Here is a 17,782-nt window from a genome sequence, read left to right on the forward strand (position 1 = left end):
TTCGAGCCTTCCTCGGGGTCCGCGCCCCGGGCCGGTGGAGGACGGCAGGAGTTCCTGGCTCCCGCGGCCGTCCGGTCTCCCGGTGAACCGCGGTCACAGTGGCGGGACCGCACCGGGCTTGCACCGGTTTCCTCCCCTGCGCCGTCGCTGGCGTGCGGACGGTCCGCGGGGGACCGTCCGCCAGCATCGTACGGGGTGCGGCTGACCTGGGGGAGGGCGATCCCGGGGAGGCCGCCCGGAGCGCCCGGGGTGTGAGGCGACGGACAAAGGCAACCGATCGGATCATCTGTATGCTCGCGCCCATGCCACCGACACCCGACGCCACCGCGCCGGGCGCCGCGGTGCCCGACCGGGGGCGCGCGGACGCCTGCCCAGGGGCCCTTCGTCTACACCCGGCCGACGACGGCGCCCTGGCCCGGGTCCGCCTGCCCGGCGGTCTGCTGACGGTGCGTCAGGCGCTGGCGCTGGCAGACGCCGCCGAGGCGCTCGGCGACGGCGAACTGGAGACCACCTCCCGCGGCAACGTCCAACTCCGCGGCCTGGCTTCGCACTGCGGGGCCGAACTCGCCGAACGGCTGCGCGCCGTCGGCCTGCTGCCCTCGGACACGCACGAACGGGTCCGCAACATCGTGGCCTCCCCGCTCGCCGGGCTCGACGGACACGGTTTCGCCGACGTGCAGGCCTGGGTGCGGGAACTGGACGCGCGGCTGTGCGCGAGCGACTGGGCGGCCGGGCTCTCCGGCAAGTTCCTGTTCGCGCTGGACGACGGGCGGGGCGACGTCGCCGCGTTCGACGCCGATGTGACATTGATCGCAGGCCCGGACGGGTCGGCGCTGCTGCGCCTGGGACGGGCCGCCCACGGGCGTCCGGTGCCGGCGGGGCGGGAGGTGACGGCCGTGCTCGACGCGGCTCGGGCCTTCCTGCACGCGCTGCGGGAAAGCGGGCGCAAGGCCTGGCACCTGCGCGAGGTCCCCGAGCTGCTGCCGGCCGGGCCCGTGTCGGTGCCCGCCTTCGTCGGGGCCGCGCCCGCGGTCGGCGTGGTCCGCACGGTCGGCCCGTTCCCCACGGTCGGCCGGCTGGCCACGCCGGCGGGCGGGGCCGTGGCGGGCGGGCTGTCGGTGGGCATGCGCTTCGGCCGGGCCGGTGCCGCGCAGTGGCGGGAACTCGCGGGCGCCTGTGCCGGGGAGATCCGGCTGACGCCCTGGCGCGGCGCGGTGCTGCCGGGGGCGCCGGCCGACCGGCTGCCCGCGCTGGCGGCGGCCGGGTTCCGGACCGCGCCCGGTTCGCCCTGGGAGCGGGCCACCGCCTGCACCGGGCTGCCGGGGTGCGCCAAGTCGCGGACCGACGTCCGGGCCGACGCGGCGCGGGCGCTCGATGCGGCGTGCGCGCTCGATGCGGCCGTCGCCGGGAGCCTGCCGGTGGTGGGCCTTCCGACCGCCGGTCTCCCGGTGCACTGGTCGGGGTGTGAACGACGCTGCGGTCATCCGGCCGGGCGGTGGGTGGACGTGCTCGCCACCGGGCAGGGCTACCGGGTGACGGTGAACGGTCCGGCGGCCGCCGGGGCGGCCGTGGACGTGACGAACGAGGAGATGGCCGAGGCGGTCGCCGAGGCCAGGAGGACCACGAAGTGATCGAGTACGAGAAGGACGGCGCGTCCATCTACCGCCAGTCCTTTGCCACCATCCGTGCGGAGGCCGACCTGGCCGCCCTCCCGGCGGACGTCTCCCAGGTCGCGGTGCGGATGATCCACGCCTGCGGGATGGTCGACCTGGTCGAGGACCTGGTGTACTCGCCGGGCGTGGTCGCCTCCGCGCGCGCGGCGCTGCGGGCCGGGGCGCCGATCCTGTGCGACGTGAACATGGTGGCGAGCGGCGTCACCCGCAAGCGGCTGCCCGCCGACAACGAGGTCGTGTGCACCCTCACCGACCCGTCCGTGCCGGAGCTCGCCCGGAAGATGGGCAACACCCGCAGCGCCGCCGCCATGGAACTGTGGCTGCCCCGGCTGGAAGGCGCGGTGGTGGCCGTCGGCAACGCGCCGACCTCGCTGTTCCGGCTGCTGGAGATGATCGAGGCCGGCGCGCCGCGCCCGGCCGCGGTGATCGGCGTCCCGGTCGGCTTCATCGGCGCCGCCGAGTCCAAGCAGGCCCTGGCCGAGCACCCGTCCGGCCTGGAGCACCTGGTGGTGCGCGGCCGGCGCGGTGGCAGTGCGATCGCCGCCGCCGCCGTCAACGCGATTGCGAGCGAAGAAGAGTGACGGATCGTCAGATCACTGGTACTGGCCGACTCTACGGGGTCGGGCTCGGCCCCGGCGACCCGTCGCTGGTGACCGTCCGGGCGGCCGAACTCATCGGCAAGGCCGACGTGGTGGCCTACCACAGCGCCCGGCACGGCCGGTCCATCGCGCGCTCGATCGCCGAGCGCTATCTGACGGATGGTCAGATCGAGGAGAAGCTGGTCTACCCGATCACGGTCGAGACCACCGACCACCCGGGCGGCTACCGGGGCGCGCTGGACGACTTCTACGAGGAGGCCGCCGCCCGGCTGGCCGCCCACCTGGACGCCGGCCGCGACGTCGTGGTCCTCGCCGAGGGCGACCCGCTGTTCTACGGCTCGTACCAGCACATGCACAAGCGGCTCGCGCACCGCTACCCGACCGAGGTGGTGCCGGGCGTGACCTCCGTCAGCGCCGCGGCCGCCCGGCTGGGCCAGCCGCTGACCGAGGCCGAGGAGACGCTCACCGTCATCCCGGGCACGCTGCCCGAGGAGGAGCTGACGGCGCGGATCGCCGCCGCCGACTCCGCCGTGATCATGAAGCTGGGGCGCACCTTCCCGGCCGTTCGGCGGGCACTGGAGCGGGCCGGCCGGCTCGACGACGCGCAGTACGTCGAGCGCGCGTTCATGGACGGGGAGCGCATCCTGCCGCTCGCGGAGGTCGAGGGCGAGACCGTCCCGTACTTCTCGGTGGCGGTGCTGCCGAGCAAGGTCGCGCCGCTGGAGCCGGTGGAGCGGCGGACGGACGGCGCGGGCGCGGTGGCCGTCATCGGCACCGGACCGGCCGGGCCGCTCTGGCTCACCCCCGAGGCGCGCGGCGTCCTGGCCGAGGCGACCGACCTGGTCGGCTACACCACCTACCTGGACCGGGTGCCCGAGCGGCCGGGGCAGCGGCGGCACGCTTCGGACAACAAGGTGGAGTCCGAGCGTGCCGAGTACGCCCTCGAACTGGCCCGCCGCGGGCACAAGGTCGCGGTGGTGTCCTCGGGTGACCCGGGCGTCTTCGCGATGGCCACCGCCGTCCTGGAAGTCGCCTGTGAGGAGGCCTACCGGGACGTTCCGGTGCGGATCGTCCCGGGGATGACCGCGGCGCACGCGGCCGCCTCCCGGGCCGGTGCCCCGCTCGGGCACGACTACGCGGTGGTGTCGCTGTCGGACCGGCTCAAGCCCTGGGACGTGGTCGCCCGCAGGCTGCGCGCGGCGGCCGAGGCGGACCTGGTGCTCGCGCTCTACAACCCGGGATCGAAGTCGCGCACCACGCAGGTCGCCCTCGCCCGGGACCTGCTGCTGGAGTACCGCGCGCCCGAGACGCCGGTGGTGATGGCGCGCGACGTCGGCGGGCCGACCGAGCGCGTGCGGATCGTCCGGTTGGGCGAGCTGGATCCGGCGCTGGTCGACATGCGGACGATCCTGCTGATCGGCTCCTCGCAGACCCAGGCGGTCGAGCGGGGCGGTGGCGTGGAGGTCGTCTGGACGCCGCGGCGATACCCGGAGTCGTGACGGGCGACAACTGACGACTGACAGATGACAGCTAACAGATTTCATCATCTGTTAGCTGTCATCTGTTTTCTGTTACCGGGTCGGCTTGGTGATCACCAGCTCCGTGTTGTGGTCCTCGCCCGCGCCCAGCAGTGCCGCCGGCCGGCCGTTCGGGTCGTTGTACGACAGCTCGCGGTACAGCGCGGCGAGGTTGGCGTCCGAGGTGCTGCCGAAGTCCGTGCCGTACGGAGCGGAGGACTCGATCAGCGTCGTGAACAGGGAGAGCGTGCCGTCCCCGTTGTCCGCGATCTCGATGATGCGCCCGTGCTGCGGGTAGTCGATGTGCGAGGCGGTGTTGATCTCCCAGAACGCCCGCTCCGGCACCGCGTGGCCGTGCGCCGTGACCTTGTTCATGTGGGTGTGCCCGTTCACCCACGCGATCACGTTCGGGTAGCGCTGGAGCAGCGCCACCAGCTCGTTGCCGTCGTGCCGCTTCTCGAAGATGTTGCGCGGGTCGGGCAGCAGGTTGCCCATGGTGGTGCTCGTGTGGTGGCTGAACAGGAGGATCACCTCGTCCGTGCTGCCGCCCGTCACCTTGCGCCCGTCGGTGTCGTACCAGTGCCCGCTGTGCGCCTTCAACTGCTGTTCCAGCCAGCGCAGTTGCGCGGTGCCCAGGGAGCCGTCCGCGAATCCGGCCTGGTTGGTGGTGTCCAGGCTGATGCCGACCACCTTCTCCGAGACGCGGAAGGTGTAGTAGAGCTTGCCGCTGCTCACCATGTCCGAGGTGAAACCGTGTCCGTACGGGCCCGCGCCGGTGTGTGCCGGGTTCAGGTGGGCCTTGGCGAACTCCTTGAGCGTGAAAGGCCGTCGGCGCTCGTCCGGGGTGATCCGGCGCACCGCGTCGCCGCTCGCGAGCAGCTTCGCGAGCAGGAGCGCGGCGCCGGCCGGGTCGCGGCGCAGCGAGTCCATCAGCTGGGCCGCGTCCGCGTCGTCGCAGCCCTCCAGCTTGTACTGGCCGGTGTAGAGGTCGTTCAGCAGCCCGAGGTCCGGCAGCGAGCCCTCCAGGCTGTCGTCGTGGTTGCCGACCGTCGTGTACCAGGGCGTACGCAGGCCGGGGGCGTCGAACGGCCGCCCGGCGGCGTCGAGGAAGCCCGGTATCCGCGGGAAGCCCTTCGCCTTGTAGCCGTCGTTGTAGGCGAGTTCGGGGTTCCAGTAGGCGGCGTTGCCCGAGTTCTGCACGCCTTCGTAGCGGTTCGGGTCACCGGTGTTCTGGGCGAGCCGGCCGCCGCCCATGACGGTGAGGTACCAGTCGAGTTCGGCCTGCTCGTGGTTGTCGGTGTTGTCGCCGGTGGCCATCACCATGCTGAACGGCATCCCGGTGTAGGGGCCGCCGTCGAGCGCGTTGACCCGCTCGACGAGGGCCGAGACGCCGCGGGCGTTCAGGGCCTCCTGCGGCCGGTACGCACTGCCGTTGAACCGGGCCAGGTACTCGAAGCGCACCGGGGACTCGGTGTCCACCAGGTGCAGGTCGCTGAACTGGACGAAGCTGGCCAGCCCGGTCCGCCGGTCGTCCCGCCCGGTGCCCGGCGCCGCCAGGTCGCCGCGCACCACCAGGGGCCAGCCCGGCCCGGCCGTCAGTCGCTTGTACCCGCCGGTGCCGACGGGCGTGGCGACCTGGTCGAGCGTGGTGCCCGTCGTCCTGACCGCCCGCGCGGCGGTGGCCGCCAGTGCGCGCTCGCGCTCCGCCGCCGAGGCGAACTGCCCGCCGCCCAGCGACAAGGCCGACCAGGCGGCGGCCACCGACGTACCGGTGAGGAACGTACGCCGACTCATCCCTGCCACAAAAACCCCCACATGCTGATGGCCCGGCCGGACAACCCGGACACCGGACCCCGTGTCATGAACCCGCCTCTGGCGGACCGCCAGATTACTCACTGGTAGGGGTGGGGTGCGAGGCCCGTGCGGAGAACTCTTCGGGAACGCGGGGCAGCGGCCGCTCCCCGACTCGGACACCGGGCCGCGGGGCCCTGCTCCACCGCCCCCGGTCGGGGCGCGGCCGGGCGAATGGGGGAAAATCGGCACCGACGGCCGGTGCGGCCGCACCTCAACGGAGCCGGAAGCGAGACGCAGGTGGCCAAAGCGGGAGTCGAGGCGGGAGCCGAGGCGGGGGGCCGGGCCGGCCAGCTGAAGAGCAGCGGCCTGCGGCACGGCTGGACCACGGGCGCCTGCGCCACCGCCGCCACCAAGGCCGCGTACACCGCGCTGCTGACCGGTGAGTTCCCGGACCCGGTGACCATCACCCTCCCCAAGGGCCAGCAGCCGGCCTTCGCCCTCGCCGCCGATGAACTGACCGCCGGGGCCGGGGTCCTCGCCGTCAGGGCTCTCGCCGCCGGGGGCCGGGCCGCCGTCCCGCCCGGGCCGGCGAGCGCGATGGCCGCCGTGGTCAAGGACGCCGGCGACGATCCCGACGTCACCCACGGCGCGCTGATCCGCTCGACGGTGCGGGCCGGCGAGCCCGGCGCCGGAGTGGTGTTCCGGGCCGGCCCCGGGGTGGGGACGGTCACCAAGGCGGGCCTGCCGCTGCCCGTCGGCGAGCCCGCGATCAACCCGGTGCCCCGGCAGATGATCCGCGACGCCGTGGCGGAGGTGGCCGCCGCGCACGGCGGCAGCGGGGACGTGGTGGTCGAGATCTCCGTGGACCACGGCGAGGAGATCGCCCGTTCCACCTGGAATCCACGGCTGGGCATCCTCGGAGGCCTGTCCATCCTCGGCACCACCGGTATCGTCGTCCCCTACTCCTGCTCCGCCTGGATCGACTCCATCCGCCGCGGCGTGGACGTGGCCCGGGCGGCGGGCCGCACCCACGTGGCCGGCTGCACCGGCTCGACCTCCGAGAAGGTCGCCGTCGCCGTGCACGGACTGCCCGAGGACGCGCTGCTCGACATGGGCGACTTCGCGGGCGCCGTCCTCAAGTACCTCAAGCGCCACCCGGTGCCCCGGCTGACGATCGCGGGTGGCTTCGCCAAGCTGTCCAAGCTCGCGGCCGGTCACCTCGACCTGCATTCGGCGCGCTCCCAGGTGGACAAGGGGTACCTGGCCGAACTGGCGCGGCGCGGCGGGGCCGGCCCGGTGTTGGCCGAGGCGGTGGCCGCCGCCAACACCGGGTTGGAGGCGGTGCAGTTGTGCCGGGCGGTCGGGGTGCCGCTGGGCGATCTGGTCGCCGAGGCGGCGCGGGCGACGGCGCTCGGGGTGCTGGTCGGCTCGCCGGTGGCGGTGGACGTCATCTGCATCGACCGCGCGGGCACCGTCGTCGGCCGGGCGGAGCCGCTCGGGCCGTGACGCTCTCACAGAATCGCGGCAATACCGCCTGGTGATGTGAAGATCTGACGTTCATGCGGGACTAGAAACGGACAAAAGGAGTGTCACGCCCACCCCCGGCTCTGTCGTCATCTCAACCATGAGATATGGTCTGGCGAGTGACAGGCGACTACCTCACCCGTATCGGCACCCTCATCCGTACCGCCCGCCAGCACCGCGGCTGGTCCCAGGCGCAGCTCGGCGAGGCCCTCGGCACCAGCCAGAGCGCGGTCAACCGCATCGAGCAGGGCAAGCAGAACGTCAGCCTTGAGATGATCGCGCGCATCGGCGAAGCCCTCGACAGCGAGATCGTCTCCCTCGGCTACTCCGGCCCGATGCACCTGCGGGTCGCCGGCGGCACCCGGCTCTCCGGCGCCATCGACGTCCGCAGCAGCAAGAACGCCTGCGTCGCGATCCTCTGCGCCTCACTGCTGACCACCGGACGCACCACGCTGCGCAGCGTCGCCCGGATCGAAGAGGTCTACCGCATCCTCGAGGTGCTCACCAGCATCGGCGTCAAGAGCCGCTGGACCAACGACGGCCGCGACCTCGAACTCACCCCGCCCGCCGAGCTCGACCTCGCGGCGATGGACGTCGAGGCGGCCCGCCGCACCCGCAGCGTGCTGATGTTCCTCGGCCCGCTGATGCACCGCGCCAGCCGCTTCGCCATCCCGTACGCGGGCGGCTGCGATCTCGGCACCCGCACCGTCGAGCCGCACCTGACCGCGCTGCGCCGCTTCGGGCTGGAGGTCGCCACCACCGGCGGCGCCTACCACGCCTCGGTCGAGCCGGGCACCCCGCTGGACCGTCCGATCGTGCTGACCGAGCGCGGGGACACCGTCACCGAGAACGCCCTGCTGGCCGCCGCCCGGCACGACGGCGTCAGCGTCATCCGCAACGCCTCGCCCAACTACATGGTCCAGGACCTGTGCTTCTTCCTGGAGAAGCTGGGCGTGCGGATCGAGGGCGTCGGCACCACCACCCTCACCGTCCACGGCGTCCCGGAGATCACCTGCGACGTCGACTACACCCCGGCCGAGGACCCGGTGGAGGCGATGAGCCTGCTCGCCGCCGCCGTCGTCACCTCCTCCGAGCTGACGATCCGCCGGGTGCCGATCGAGTTCCTGGAGATCGAACTCGCGGTGCTGGAGGGGATGGGCCTCGACTACGACCGGACCCCCGAGTACCGGGCCCACAACGGCCACACCCGCCTGGTCGACCTCACCGTGCGCCCGTCCAAGCTGACCGCGCCGATCGACACCATCCACCCGATGCCGTTCCCCGGCATCAACATCGACAACGTGCCGTTCTTCGCGGCCATCGCCGCGGCCGCCCACGGCACCACGATGATCCACGACTGGGTCTACGACAACCGTGCGATCTACCTCACCGAGCTGACCCGCCTCGGCGCCGACGTCAAGCTCCTCGACCCGCACCGCGTCCTGGTCCAGGGCCCCACCCGCTGGCGCGCCGCCGAGATGATGTGCCCGCCGGCGCTCCGCCCCGCGGTCGTCATCCTCCTTGCGATGCTCGCCGCCCAGGGCACCTCCGTCCTGCGCAACGTCTACGTCATCAACCGCGGCTACGAGGACCTCGCCGAGCGCCTCAACTCCATCGGCGCGCAGATCGAGACCTTCCGCGACATCTGATTCGATCCGGACCTGAACGGCGGTCAGATGGCCGACCGGCCCCACGCGTTGGGCCCGGTCGGCCCGGTTGGTTCGATCGGCCCGACCCGCCGTTCTAGCGCAGGTGCTGCAACCACCGCACTGCGCCCGGTACGTCCGGGGCCACCGGTACGCCGTCCGGGACCGGCGGACGCCGCACGATGACCACGGGCAGGCGCAGTTCGCGTGCGGCGGTGAGTTTGGGCGCGGTCGCGGCGCCGCCGCTGTCCTTGGTGACCACGATGTCGATGCCCCGCTCGCGCAGCAGCGCCCGTTCGCCGTCGAGCGTGAACGGCCCCCGGTCCAGCAGGACTTCGAAGGACGGCGGCAGCGGGGGCTCGGGCGGGTCGACCGACCTGGCGAGGAAGCGGACCCCGTCGAGGTGGGCGAACGCGGCGATGCCCTGCCGTCCGGTGGTGAGGAAGACCCGCTCCCCGCGCCGCGGCAGCAGCTCGGCCGCGGCGGCGAGCGAGGGTACGGGGAGCCAGCGGTCCCCGGCGACCGGTGCGAAGCCTGGCCGCCGCAGCACCAGCAGCGGTACGTCGGTGGCCGCCGCCGCGAGTGCGGCGTTCTGCGAGATCCCGGCGGCGAACGGGTGAGTGGCGTCGACGACCGCGTCGACCCGTTCGCCGCGCAGCCAGTCGGCCAGCCCGTCCGGGCCGCCGAAGCCGCCGATCCTCACCTCTCCGGCGGGCAGCCGGGGTTGGGCGACCCGGCCGGCCAGCGAACTGGTGACCCGCAGGGACGGCAGCTCGACGAGTGCGGCGGCCAGCGCCCGCCCCTCCGTCGTCCCGCCGAGGATCAGGACGTGCCGGGTCACGGGGTTCACGCCCCGCAGGGCTCGTGCGGGCGCTCGCGCTCCGCCGAGTAGAGGTGGCTGTCGCGGAACTGCTCGGCGGCCAGCGTCCGTCCGACCAGGATGACGGCGGTGCGCACCACGCCCGAGGCCTTGACCTGCCCGGCGATGTCGGCGAGGGTGCCGCGCAGCACCAGCTCGTCCGGGCGGCTGGCCATCGCGACGACGGCGGCCGGGCAGTCGGCGCCGTAGTGCGGGAGCAGCTGCTCGACGACGTCGTCCACGTATCCGGCGGCCAGGTGCAGCACCAACAGGGCGCCGCTGCGGCCGAGGGTGGCCAGGTCCTCGCCCTCGGGCATCGGGGTGGCGCGCTTGGCGATCCGGGTGAGGATGACGGTCTGGCCGACGGTCGGGACGGTCAATTCCCGCTTGAGCGCGGCCGCGGCGGCGGCGAAGGCGGGCACGCCGGGGACGATCTCGTACGGCACACCGGCCGCGTCGAGGCGGCGCATCTGCTCGGCGACGGCGGAGAAGACGGACGGGTCGCCGGAGTGCAGCCGGGCCACGTCCTGTCCGGCCTGGTGCGCGCAGACCAGCTCGGCGATGATCTGGTCCAGGTTGAGCTGCGCGGTGTCGACGAGGCGGGCGCCGGGCGGGCATTCGTCGAGCAGTTCGCGCGGCACCAGGCTGCCGGCGTAGAGGCAGACCTCGGCGCGGGCCAGGAGGCGCTGGCCGCGCAGGGTGATCAGGTCGGCGGCACCGGGGCCGGCTCCGATGAAGTGGACGGTCACGACGCGTTCTCCTGAGGGGTGTTGGGCTTGACGGCGGACCACTGGGTGACCGGCATGGCCTGCCGCCACCCGGTGAAGCCGCCCACCGGAACGGCGTGCGCGACGGCGAGCTTGACGAGCTCCCCGCCGTGGCGCCGGTACCACTCGGTGAGCAGCGCCTCGGATTCCAGCGTCACGGTGTTGGCGACGATCCGGCCGCCTGGTCGCAGGGCGGCCCAGCAACTGTCCAGCAGGCCGGTCGCGGTGAGGCCGCCGCCGATGAACACCACGTCGGGGGTGGGGAGTTCGGTGAGCGCGGCGGGGGCCGGACCGGTCACCACGCGCAGTCGTGGCACGCCTAGGGCGGCGGCGTTGCGGGCGATCCGCTCGGCCCGCACCGGGTCGCGTTCGATGCTGACGGCCTGGCAGTCGCGGTGCGCGCGCAGCCACTCGACGGCGATCGAGCCGGAGCCGCCGCCGACGTCCCAGAGGAGTTCGCCGGGGGAGGGTGCGAGGGCGGCGAGGGTGGCGGCGCGCACGTGCCGCTTGGTGAGCTGGCCGTCGCTCTCGTAGGCGGCGTCGGGCAGGCCGGGGACGAGCGGGCTGCGGGGGCCGTCGCCGAGGTCGACCGCGATGACGTTCAGCGGGTCGCCGGGCGGGTGCGGCCAGTCGTCGGCGGTGCCGTCGAGCTGGCGTTCGGCCGGGCCGCCGAGCTGTTCGAGCACGCGCAGGCGGGCGGCGCCGTACCCGCGCGCGGTGAGCAGCGCGGCGACGGCGGCCGGGGTCGTGGCGTCGGCGCTCAGCACGAGCAGGCGGCGGCCGGGGTTCAGGGCCAGGGCGAGGGTGTCCAGCGGACGGCCGACCAGGCTGACCACCTCGGTGGACTCCAGCGGCCAGCCGAGTCGGGCGCAGGCGTGGGAGACGGAGGAGGGGTGCGGCAGGACGCGCAGCCGCCCGGCGCCGACCGTCTCGGCGAGGGTGCGGCCGATGCCGTAGAACATCGGGTCGCCGCTGGCCAGGACGGCGACCCGGCGGTCCGCGTGCGCGGCGAACAGTCCGGGGACGGCCGGGCGCAGGGGGGACGGCCACGGGACGCGCTCGGCGGCGACCTCGTCGTGGGGGAGGAGGTCCAGCTGCCGGGGGCCGCCGACGACCACCTCGGCTGCCCGCAGGGCGGCGCGGCCGGTGGTGGAGAGGCCGGGCCAGCCGTCGGCCCCGATCCCGACGACGGTGATCGGGGGTGGCAGCTCGGGCACCTGGTGGCTCCTTGTCGTTCGGCGGGCGCCGTGAGTAGAGAAAACAACTATCGGGGCAGCCTACCTGGCGGTATCCGGCAGGTCGTCTCCCGCCCGTCACCCGTTACCGGTCCGTCCAGTCCCCCGAGTCGATCACCGCGGGCCGCTCCCGCAGCCGGCTCTCGACGACGGGCCCGGCGAAGTACACCCAGGCCTCCCGCACCTCGCCCGCCGCCGTCCGTACCGGCAGTCGCCGTCGTACGTACAGGCCCGTTCCGTCCGCCCGGCAGTCCTCCAGTCGGTCCAGCGCCGTGAGCGCTCCGGCGTACGCGCCGGGCCGTACGGTGATCAGCTCGCCCACGATCCGGCGCCCGGGCGTCGCGTCCGGCACCGCGTACGGGTACCCGGGGCCGTCGTGCAGCGTGGCGCCGTCCAGCACGGCCGGGCGGATGTCGGCGCAGCGTCCGGCCAGGTGGGCGGCGTGGTTGCGGCCGCCGCTGCGCAGGGTGCCGTAGACGAAGAACGGCAGGGCCTCCTCGGACACGGGTTCGACCTCTCGGCTCGGGGGAGCGCCCACGGTACGTCCTCGCGCCCGCGTCGCGACAGCGCCTCTTGCCCCGCGCGTCCGCCGGGTGGTGTGCGTCAGGCGGCGTCCGGCGCGGTCCGCGCGTAGGTGAGGACGACGTTGCCGCGTTCGAAGACGCGGCTGTCGGTGAGCGTGAAGGCGCGGGGCTCGAACTCCGCGCGGAACAGCGGGATGCCCGATCCGACCACCACCGGGTACTGCTTGATGATCAACTCGTCGATCTCGGGCAGCAGCCGGCCGGCCAGGTCGGCGCCGCCGCAGAGCCAGATGTCGAGTCCGTCCTGCTGCTTCAGTCGGCGGACGAGGGCCACCGGGTCCTCCGAGGTGACCTCCACCGCCGGGTCCGGGCTGGCGCCGAGGGTGCGGGAGACCACGATCTGCCGCAGGTGGGCGTAGGGGCTGGTGAGGCCCACGGCCAGCCCCGGTGCGTAGGTGCCGCGGCCCATGACGACGGTGTCGAAGCGCTTGTTGGGCGCCTCCGCGATGCCGAACGCCGCGCGGCCGGGGGTGGGGATGGTCTCCGGGTACTCGGCGAGGAGCGTCGAGGTGTAGTCCTCGGTGAGGAACGGCGCGAAGAAGTCGAAACTGTCGTCCGGGCCGGCGATGAAGCCGTCGATGGTGGTGCCGATGAAGTAGCTGAGCTTGCGCATGCAGGTCCTCTGGAGTCGGAAAACGGCGCGGGTCGTGCGGCCCGTCGCCTAACCACTACGACTATAGTGCTCCAGCCGTAGTGGTTGCCAAGGTGTTTTCAAGCCTGGGCGCCCCGGCCCCCGAAAACCCCGCGAGAGAGAATCGGGCCATGGTCCAGAACCCCGCCCGCCGCACCGCCCTCGCCGACGCCGCCATCGAGGTCCTCGCCCGCGACGGCGCCCGCGGTCTCACCTTCCGCGCGGTCGACGTGCAGGCCGGCGTCCCGAACGGCACGGCCTCCAACTACTTCGCCAACCGCGACCACCTGCTCCACCAGACCGCCCGGCACATCCACCACCGGCTCACCCCGGACCCGGCCGTCATCGCCGACCTGCTGCGGGCCCCGCGCGACCGCGCCCTGGTCGCCGCCCTGATGCACGACCTGATCCGCCGCATCTCCGCCGACCGGGCCGGCTACCTCGCGATGCTCGAACTGCGCCTGGAGGCCACCCGCCGCCCCGGCCTGCGGGCCCAGCTCACCGGCACCATCCGCGAGCAGCTGGAGGCCAATGTCGCCTACCACCTCGACGGGGGGCTGCCCGGTGACCGCGAGACCGTCCTCGTCCTCTACCTCGCGATGACCGGCCTGATCGTCGAACATCTCACCCTGCCCGAGGTGTTGGGCGACGACAGCCTGCCCGCCCTGATCGAGACCATCGTCGAGCGCATCGTCCCCGCCGCCTGACCCCCGGCGGGCACGGCGACTCGGGCGGGCCGCCGGCCTCGCGTTCCGGCGGGCGAGGGGGCGACTGTGCCGGAGGGGGTGTCAGAGGGTGTGCGGGGGCTTGCCCGTCCACCAGTTGCCGGGGGCGTCGGGGTCGCGGCTGGTCCAGAACTCGATGATCGCGCTGGTGAACTCGGCCGCGGAGAGGGTGCCGTCGCCGTCGCGGTCGAGGTGGCGGAAGGCCTCGTCGGCGTCGTCGCGGGAGAGACCGGCGAAGTGGCCGCGCTGGAAGACGAAGAACTCGCCGGCGTCGACCGTTCCGCTGCGGTCGGTGTCGGCGACGGCGAGGAAGGCGTCGGCGAGTGCGCCGAAGCTGGTCCGCGCGGCCTCGGGGTCGTCGGAGAGGGCGCCGGTCGAGCGGACGAACTGTTCGCGGGTGATCGCCTCGGTGCCGGCGGGCAGGTGGGCGAGGTGCAGGTCGTGCCAGACCGCCAGGTAGGCGCGGACGATGACGGCCTCGGCCTCCGAGCCCTCCTGGTGGCCGAGCGAGCGGGCGACGGCGAGGCCCATGAGGACGTGGTCCCGTTCGGTGAGGAGCCCGTCGCCGTCGGCGTCGAGGTGGTCGAACCCGTGGTTGATCTTTGCTGTGAGCAGGTCGTCCGACAATGTGCCCCCTCGGTTGGCGATCACTACGACACGTCGCCAGCACGCTAGTGCCTGGAGTCGCGCTCGCGCAGCCGAACGACGGGCGAACGGCCACACGGGCACGACTCAAGGGCGAGGGCGCTAGCCGTCCTGGTGCTCGGCCCAGACGTACGCCTCGGGGAGCAGATCGAGGATGGGCAGGGCGAGCAGCTCCGTTCCCCGCCTGACGATGACCTCGACCGTCGGGAAGTAGTCGAGCAGCACCTGTCGGCAGCGGCCGCATGGCGGCACGACGCCCCGGTCCTGGTCGCCGACCGCGACGACCGTGGTGAGGTCGTACGCGCCCTGGCCGGCGGCCGCGCCGATGAGGACGAGCTCCGCGCACGGGCCGCCGGTGAAGTGGTAGGCGTTCACGGCCGTGACGATCCGCCCGTCGGCGTTGCGTCCGGCGGCCGCGACGGTGTGGTTGTCGCCCCGGCAGTAGCGCCGGGCCACCGCCCGGGCGGCCTCGACGAGCTCGTGGTCGACGGCTGCGCGGTCTCCTGCGGAGTCGGATTGATCGCTGGCGGACATATTCGCTGGGGCTCCTTGATCGCACATGACAGGCTTCGAGCATGGACCGACCGCCCCTGATCGTGCCAACGCTTTACACGGGCCCCTTCATCCTTCGCCCCTGGCGCCTCACCGACCTCGCCGTGGTCCGGGAGGCGGGCACCGACCCGTACATCCCGCTGGTCACGACCGTCCCGGCCGCCTCCGCCGGGTAGAGGACGAGCGGCCGGGGCCCCGCGAGGCCAGGGCTTAGTGCACCGCCGCCAGCAGCTCCCGGGTGTACTCGGTGTGCGGCGCGCTGAACAGGCGGTCGCGGTCGGTGGACTCGACCAGTCGGCCCCGGTGCATCACAGCCACCCGGTCGCAGAGGTGCCGCACCACGGCGAGGTCGTGCGAGACGAACAGGAAGGCGACGCCGAGGTGTTCGCGCAGCTCCATCAGCAGGTTGAGCACCTGCGCCTGGACCGAGACGTCGAGGGCCGACACCGGTTCGTCCGCGATGATCAGGCGCGGCTGCGGGGCGAGGGCCCGCGCGATGCCGATCCGCTGGCGCTGTCCGCCGGAGAACTCGTGCGGGTAGCGGTCCAGGTGGGCGGCGGGCAGCCCGACCTGGTCCAGCAGTTCGGCCGAGCGCTTCCGCCGCTGCGCCGCGTCGAGTGAGGTGTGCAGGCGCAGCGGGGTGTCGAGGGTCTGGGCGACGGTGCGGCGCGGGTTGAGGGAGGCGTACGGATCCTGGAAGACCAGCTGGATCTCCCGGCTGAGCCGGCGCCGCAGCTCCCGGCCCGGGCGGGTGGCGTCCTGGCCGTCGTACAACACCGTTCCCGAGGTGGGCTGTTGGAGGCCGGCCAGGACGCGGGCGGTGGTGGACTTGCCGGAGCCGGACTCGCCGACCAGCCCGAGCGTCTCGCCGGGGGCGATCCGCAGTCCTACGCCCTCCACGGCCCGGACGGGCTCGGTGCGCAGGCTGGGGAGGCGGCGCCGCCCGGGGAAGTGGACGGCGAGGTCCGCCACTTCGACGAGCCAGCGCTCGGGGCGCCCGACCGTCCGGGGCGTGAATTCGACGTCGGGTGACGGATCGTCAACTGTCGGCAGTGGTGCACCGGGTGCGGAGTCCAGGGTGAGCGCCGCCCCGACCAGTGCGCGGGTGTACGGCTCGCGCGGCGCGGCCAGCAGCTCGGCGGTCGGCGCGGACTCGACCTGGACGCCGCCGCGCAGCACGAGCGTGCGGTCCGTCGTCCCGGCGACCACGCCGAGGTCGTGGCTGACCAGCAGCACCGCCGTGCCGTGCTCGCGCTGCAACTCGCCGAGCAGGTCGAGGACCTGCCGCTGCACCCGGGAGTCCAGGGCGGTGGTGGGCTCGTCGGCGATCAGCACCTTCGGGTCGTTCATCAGCGCCATGGCGATCATCACCCGCTGGCGCATCCCGCCGGAGAACTGGTGCGGGAAGTCGCGCACCCGGGCGGCCGGGATGCCGACCCGGTCGAGCATCGCGGCGGCCCGTCGGCGGGCCTCGGTGCGACCGGCGCCGGGGTGGTGCAGCCGGTACATCTCGGCGAGTTGGGCGCCGACGCCGTGGAAGGGGCTGAGCGAGGTGAGCGCGTCCTGGAAGACCAGCGCGGCCCGGCCGCCCCGGACCGGGCGCAGCGCGGACTCCGTCGCGCCCACCAACTCCTGGCCTTCCAGCCGGATCGAGCCGGTGACGGTGGTGGTGCGCGGGTCGTGCAGGCCGAGGACGGCGAGGCCGGTGGCCGACTTGCCGGAGCCCGACTCGCCGACCAGGCCGATGACTTCACCGGCGGCGAGGTCGAAGGAGAGCCCCCGGACGGCGGTCACGGGAGCGCCGCCGCGCGGGTCGGCGAAGGTGACGGTCAGATCGCGAACGCTCAGCACGGGCTCTGCGGCAGGCGCGGCACCGGGCCCAGGGGTGGCCCCGGGCGCGGACTCAACAGTGGACGTCATCGAACGGCTCCAGTCAGCTCAGGCGGATTCGCGGGTCGAGCCAGGCCACCACCAGGTCGGCCAGCGCGACGAACAGCACCACGAAGCAGGCGGCCAGCAGCACCGCGCCGACCACCGCGGGCAGGTCCTGCCCGGACACCGCCTGGGCGGCGAACCGTCCGACCCCGTTCAGTCCGAACACCGTCTCGGTGATGACCGCCCCGCCGAGCAGCACTCCGGCCTCCAGGCCGAGCAGTTGCACCAGCGGCCCGGCGGCGCCGCGCGAGGTGTACTTGAGGTGGGCGCGCAGTCGGCCGAGGCCCTTGCCGCGCGCGGTGCGGACGTACTCCTCGTTCATCGTCTCCAGCAGCTGGGAGCGTGAAAGCCGGGCGAAAACAGCGGAGTTGACGAAGCCGAGGACGAGCCAGGGGAGCAGCAGCCCGCCCGCCCAGGCCGCGAGGTCCTCGGTCGGCGGGGTGTAGGAGGGCAGGGGCAGCAGGCCGGTGGAGTAGACCAGTGCCCACTGGGCGACGTACCCGAGGAAGTAGATCTGCACGCTGGCGCCGACGAGGGTGAAGCCGGAGAGCAGCCGGTCGGTGCGGCCGCCGTGCCGTAGCGCGGAGACGAAGCCGGTGCCGAGGCCGAGCACCAGCAGGACGGCGAGGGCTCCGGCGGTGAGCGAGAAGGTGACCGGCAGGTGGTCGGCCAGGGCCTCGGTGACGGGCTGGTGCAGCCGGTAGGAGTAGCCGAGGCAGGGCGCGTCGCAGTGGATGACCGAGCCGTCCACGTCGCTGATGTCGCGCCCGGCGACGACCCCGGTGAGGTAGTCGGTGTACTGGGTGAGCAGCGGCTGGTCCAGGCCCATGCTCTGGCGCACCGCCGCGACTTGGCCGCTGTCGCAGCGCGGGCCGCAGGCGGCGCGGGCCGGGTCGGCGGGCGCGGCGTAGAAGAGGGCGAAGGCGGCGGCGGAGACCGCGACCAGGACGGCGAGGGCCTGGAGGGTCCGCCGCAGGGCGAAGGAGAGCATGGCCGGTCCGGGGTCGACGGGACGGGGAGGCGTACGGGGAGGCGTACGGGGAGGCGCCCGCGGGGGCTGCGCGGGCACACGGGGACTTCAGGGGCCCGCCCCCGC

At 73.6% G+C, this 17,782-nt stretch carries 17 protein-coding genes and 1 riboswitch; of the genes, 7 read left to right on the top strand and 10 right to left on the bottom strand.

The genetic code is table 11. The features are described 5' to 3' along the window. Positions 1 to 48: 48 nt before the first annotated feature. Positions 49 to 134: riboswitch (cobalamin riboswitch) on the bottom strand. A gap of 168 nt (positions 135 to 302) precedes the next feature. Genes ABT015_RS01475 through ABT015_RS01485 form a run of 3 tightly spaced genes read left to right on the top strand, consistent with a single transcriptional unit; the run spans position 303 to position 3,771 of the window. Beyond that, on the top strand, positions 303 to 1,631 hold the full coding sequence (locus ABT015_RS01475; protein WP_350875481.1) for a ferredoxin-like domain-containing protein: 1,329 nt from the start codon (positions 303 to 305) through the stop codon (positions 1,629 to 1,631). Next, positions 1,628 to 2,254: a precorrin-8X methylmutase gene (locus ABT015_RS01480; protein ID WP_063350072.1), complete on the top strand. Its 627-nt coding sequence runs from the start codon at positions 1,628 to 1,630 to the stop codon at positions 2,252 to 2,254. Before ABT015_RS01475 ends, ABT015_RS01480 begins: the two co-directional genes overlap by 4 nt. After that, on the top strand, positions 2,251 to 3,771 hold the full coding sequence (locus ABT015_RS01485; RefSeq protein ID WP_350875484.1) for a precorrin-2 C(20)-methyltransferase: 1,521 nt from the start codon (positions 2,251 to 2,253) through the stop codon (positions 3,769 to 3,771). The genes ABT015_RS01480 and ABT015_RS01485 overlap by 4 nt, the downstream gene beginning before the upstream one ends. Before the next feature lie 72 nt (positions 3,772 to 3,843). Here the strand turns inward: ABT015_RS01485 and ABT015_RS01490 are convergent, their stop codons facing one another. Next, positions 3,844 to 5,583 carry a TIGR03767 family metallophosphoesterase gene (locus ABT015_RS01490; protein WP_350875486.1) on the bottom strand — a complete coding sequence of 580 codons (1,740 nt, stop codon included), beginning with the start codon at positions 5,581 to 5,583 and terminating at the stop codon, positions 3,844 to 3,846. 231 nt (positions 5,584 to 5,814) lie between these two features. Between ABT015_RS01490 and ABT015_RS01495 the strand changes: the two genes are divergently transcribed. Next, positions 5,815 to 7,089, top strand: a complete 1,275-nt coding sequence (locus tag ABT015_RS01495; RefSeq protein WP_502897251.1) for a cobalt-precorrin-5B (C(1))-methyltransferase — start codon at positions 5,815 to 5,817, stop codon at positions 7,087 to 7,089. Between the two features lie 137 nt (positions 7,090 to 7,226). Continuing rightward, positions 7,227 to 8,756, top strand: coding sequence for a UDP-N-acetylglucosamine 1-carboxyvinyltransferase (locus tag ABT015_RS01500; protein WP_350875492.1), 1,530 nt, complete (start codon positions 7,227 to 7,229; stop codon positions 8,754 to 8,756). A 94-nt stretch (positions 8,757 to 8,850) separates the two neighbouring features. Here ABT015_RS01500 and ABT015_RS01505 read toward each other — a convergent pair whose 3' ends face one another. The 5 genes from ABT015_RS01505 to ABT015_RS01525 form a co-directional block, all read right to left on the bottom strand. Continuing rightward, complete coding sequence (locus ABT015_RS01505; RefSeq protein WP_350875495.1) at positions 8,851 to 9,603, bottom strand: cobalt-precorrin-6A reductase; 753 nt, start codon at positions 9,601 to 9,603, stop codon at positions 8,851 to 8,853. Beyond that, positions 9,600 to 10,361, bottom strand: coding sequence for a precorrin-4 C(11)-methyltransferase (gene cobM / locus ABT015_RS01510; RefSeq protein ID WP_350875497.1), 762 nt, complete (start codon positions 10,359 to 10,361; stop codon positions 9,600 to 9,602). The genes ABT015_RS01505 and cobM overlap by 4 nt, the downstream gene beginning before the upstream one ends. Then, positions 10,358 to 11,596 carry a precorrin-6y C5,15-methyltransferase (decarboxylating) subunit CbiE gene (cbiE, locus tag ABT015_RS01515; protein WP_350875499.1) on the bottom strand — a complete coding sequence of 413 codons (1,239 nt, stop codon included), beginning with the start codon at positions 11,594 to 11,596 and terminating at the stop codon, positions 10,358 to 10,360. The genes cobM and cbiE overlap by 4 nt, the downstream gene beginning before the upstream one ends. Positions 11,597 to 11,699: 103 nt before the next feature. Beyond that, entirely contained in the window at positions 11,700 to 12,119 is a 420-nt protein-coding gene (locus ABT015_RS01520) for a gamma-glutamylcyclotransferase family protein (protein ID WP_350875501.1), read from the bottom strand. 98 nt (positions 12,120 to 12,217) lie between these two features. Further along, a complete protein-coding gene (locus ABT015_RS01525; protein ID WP_350875503.1) occupies positions 12,218 to 12,811 on the bottom strand; it encodes a dihydrofolate reductase family protein in 594 nt (197 codons plus the stop codon). A gap of 149 nt (positions 12,812 to 12,960) precedes the next feature. Between ABT015_RS01525 and ABT015_RS01530 the strand changes: the two genes are divergently transcribed. Further along, positions 12,961 to 13,536, top strand: coding sequence for a TetR/AcrR family transcriptional regulator (locus ABT015_RS01530; protein ID WP_350875505.1), 576 nt, complete (start codon positions 12,961 to 12,963; stop codon positions 13,534 to 13,536). Positions 13,537 to 13,617: 81 nt separating this feature from the next. Here the strand turns inward: ABT015_RS01530 and ABT015_RS01535 are convergent, their stop codons facing one another. Further along, complete coding sequence (locus tag ABT015_RS01535) at positions 13,618 to 14,181, bottom strand: EF-hand domain-containing protein (protein WP_350875508.1); 564 nt, start codon at positions 14,179 to 14,181, stop codon at positions 13,618 to 13,620. Between the two features lie 120 nt (positions 14,182 to 14,301). After that, positions 14,302 to 14,733: a cytidine deaminase family protein gene (locus ABT015_RS01540; RefSeq protein WP_350875510.1), complete on the bottom strand. Its 432-nt coding sequence runs from the start codon at positions 14,731 to 14,733 to the stop codon at positions 14,302 to 14,304. Positions 14,734 to 14,774: 41 nt separating this feature from the next. On the opposite strand from ABT015_RS01540, the gene ABT015_RS01545 reads away from it, so the two are divergent. Beyond that, complete coding sequence (locus ABT015_RS01545; RefSeq protein ID WP_350875512.1) at positions 14,775 to 14,927, top strand: hypothetical protein; 153 nt, start codon at positions 14,775 to 14,777, stop codon at positions 14,925 to 14,927. 34 nt (positions 14,928 to 14,961) lie between these two features. Here the strand turns inward: ABT015_RS01545 and ABT015_RS01550 are convergent, their stop codons facing one another. Together ABT015_RS01550 and ABT015_RS01555 are read right to left on the bottom strand one after the other, a co-directional pair. Further along, positions 14,962 to 16,671, bottom strand: coding sequence for a dipeptide ABC transporter ATP-binding protein (locus ABT015_RS01550; RefSeq protein WP_350875514.1), 1,710 nt, complete (start codon positions 16,669 to 16,671; stop codon positions 14,962 to 14,964). A 13-nt stretch (positions 16,672 to 16,684) separates the two neighbouring features. Continuing rightward, positions 16,685 to 17,677 (bottom strand): ABC transporter permease, encoded by a 993-nt coding sequence (locus ABT015_RS01555; protein WP_063350084.1) that lies wholly within the window; start codon positions 17,675 to 17,677, stop codon positions 16,685 to 16,687. Between the last annotated feature and the right edge of the window lie 105 nt (positions 17,678 to 17,782).

It is taken from the genome of Kitasatospora sp. NPDC094016, from assembly GCF_040304045.1.
Classification (GTDB): Bacteria; Actinomycetota; Actinomycetes; order Streptomycetales; family Streptomycetaceae; genus Kitasatospora.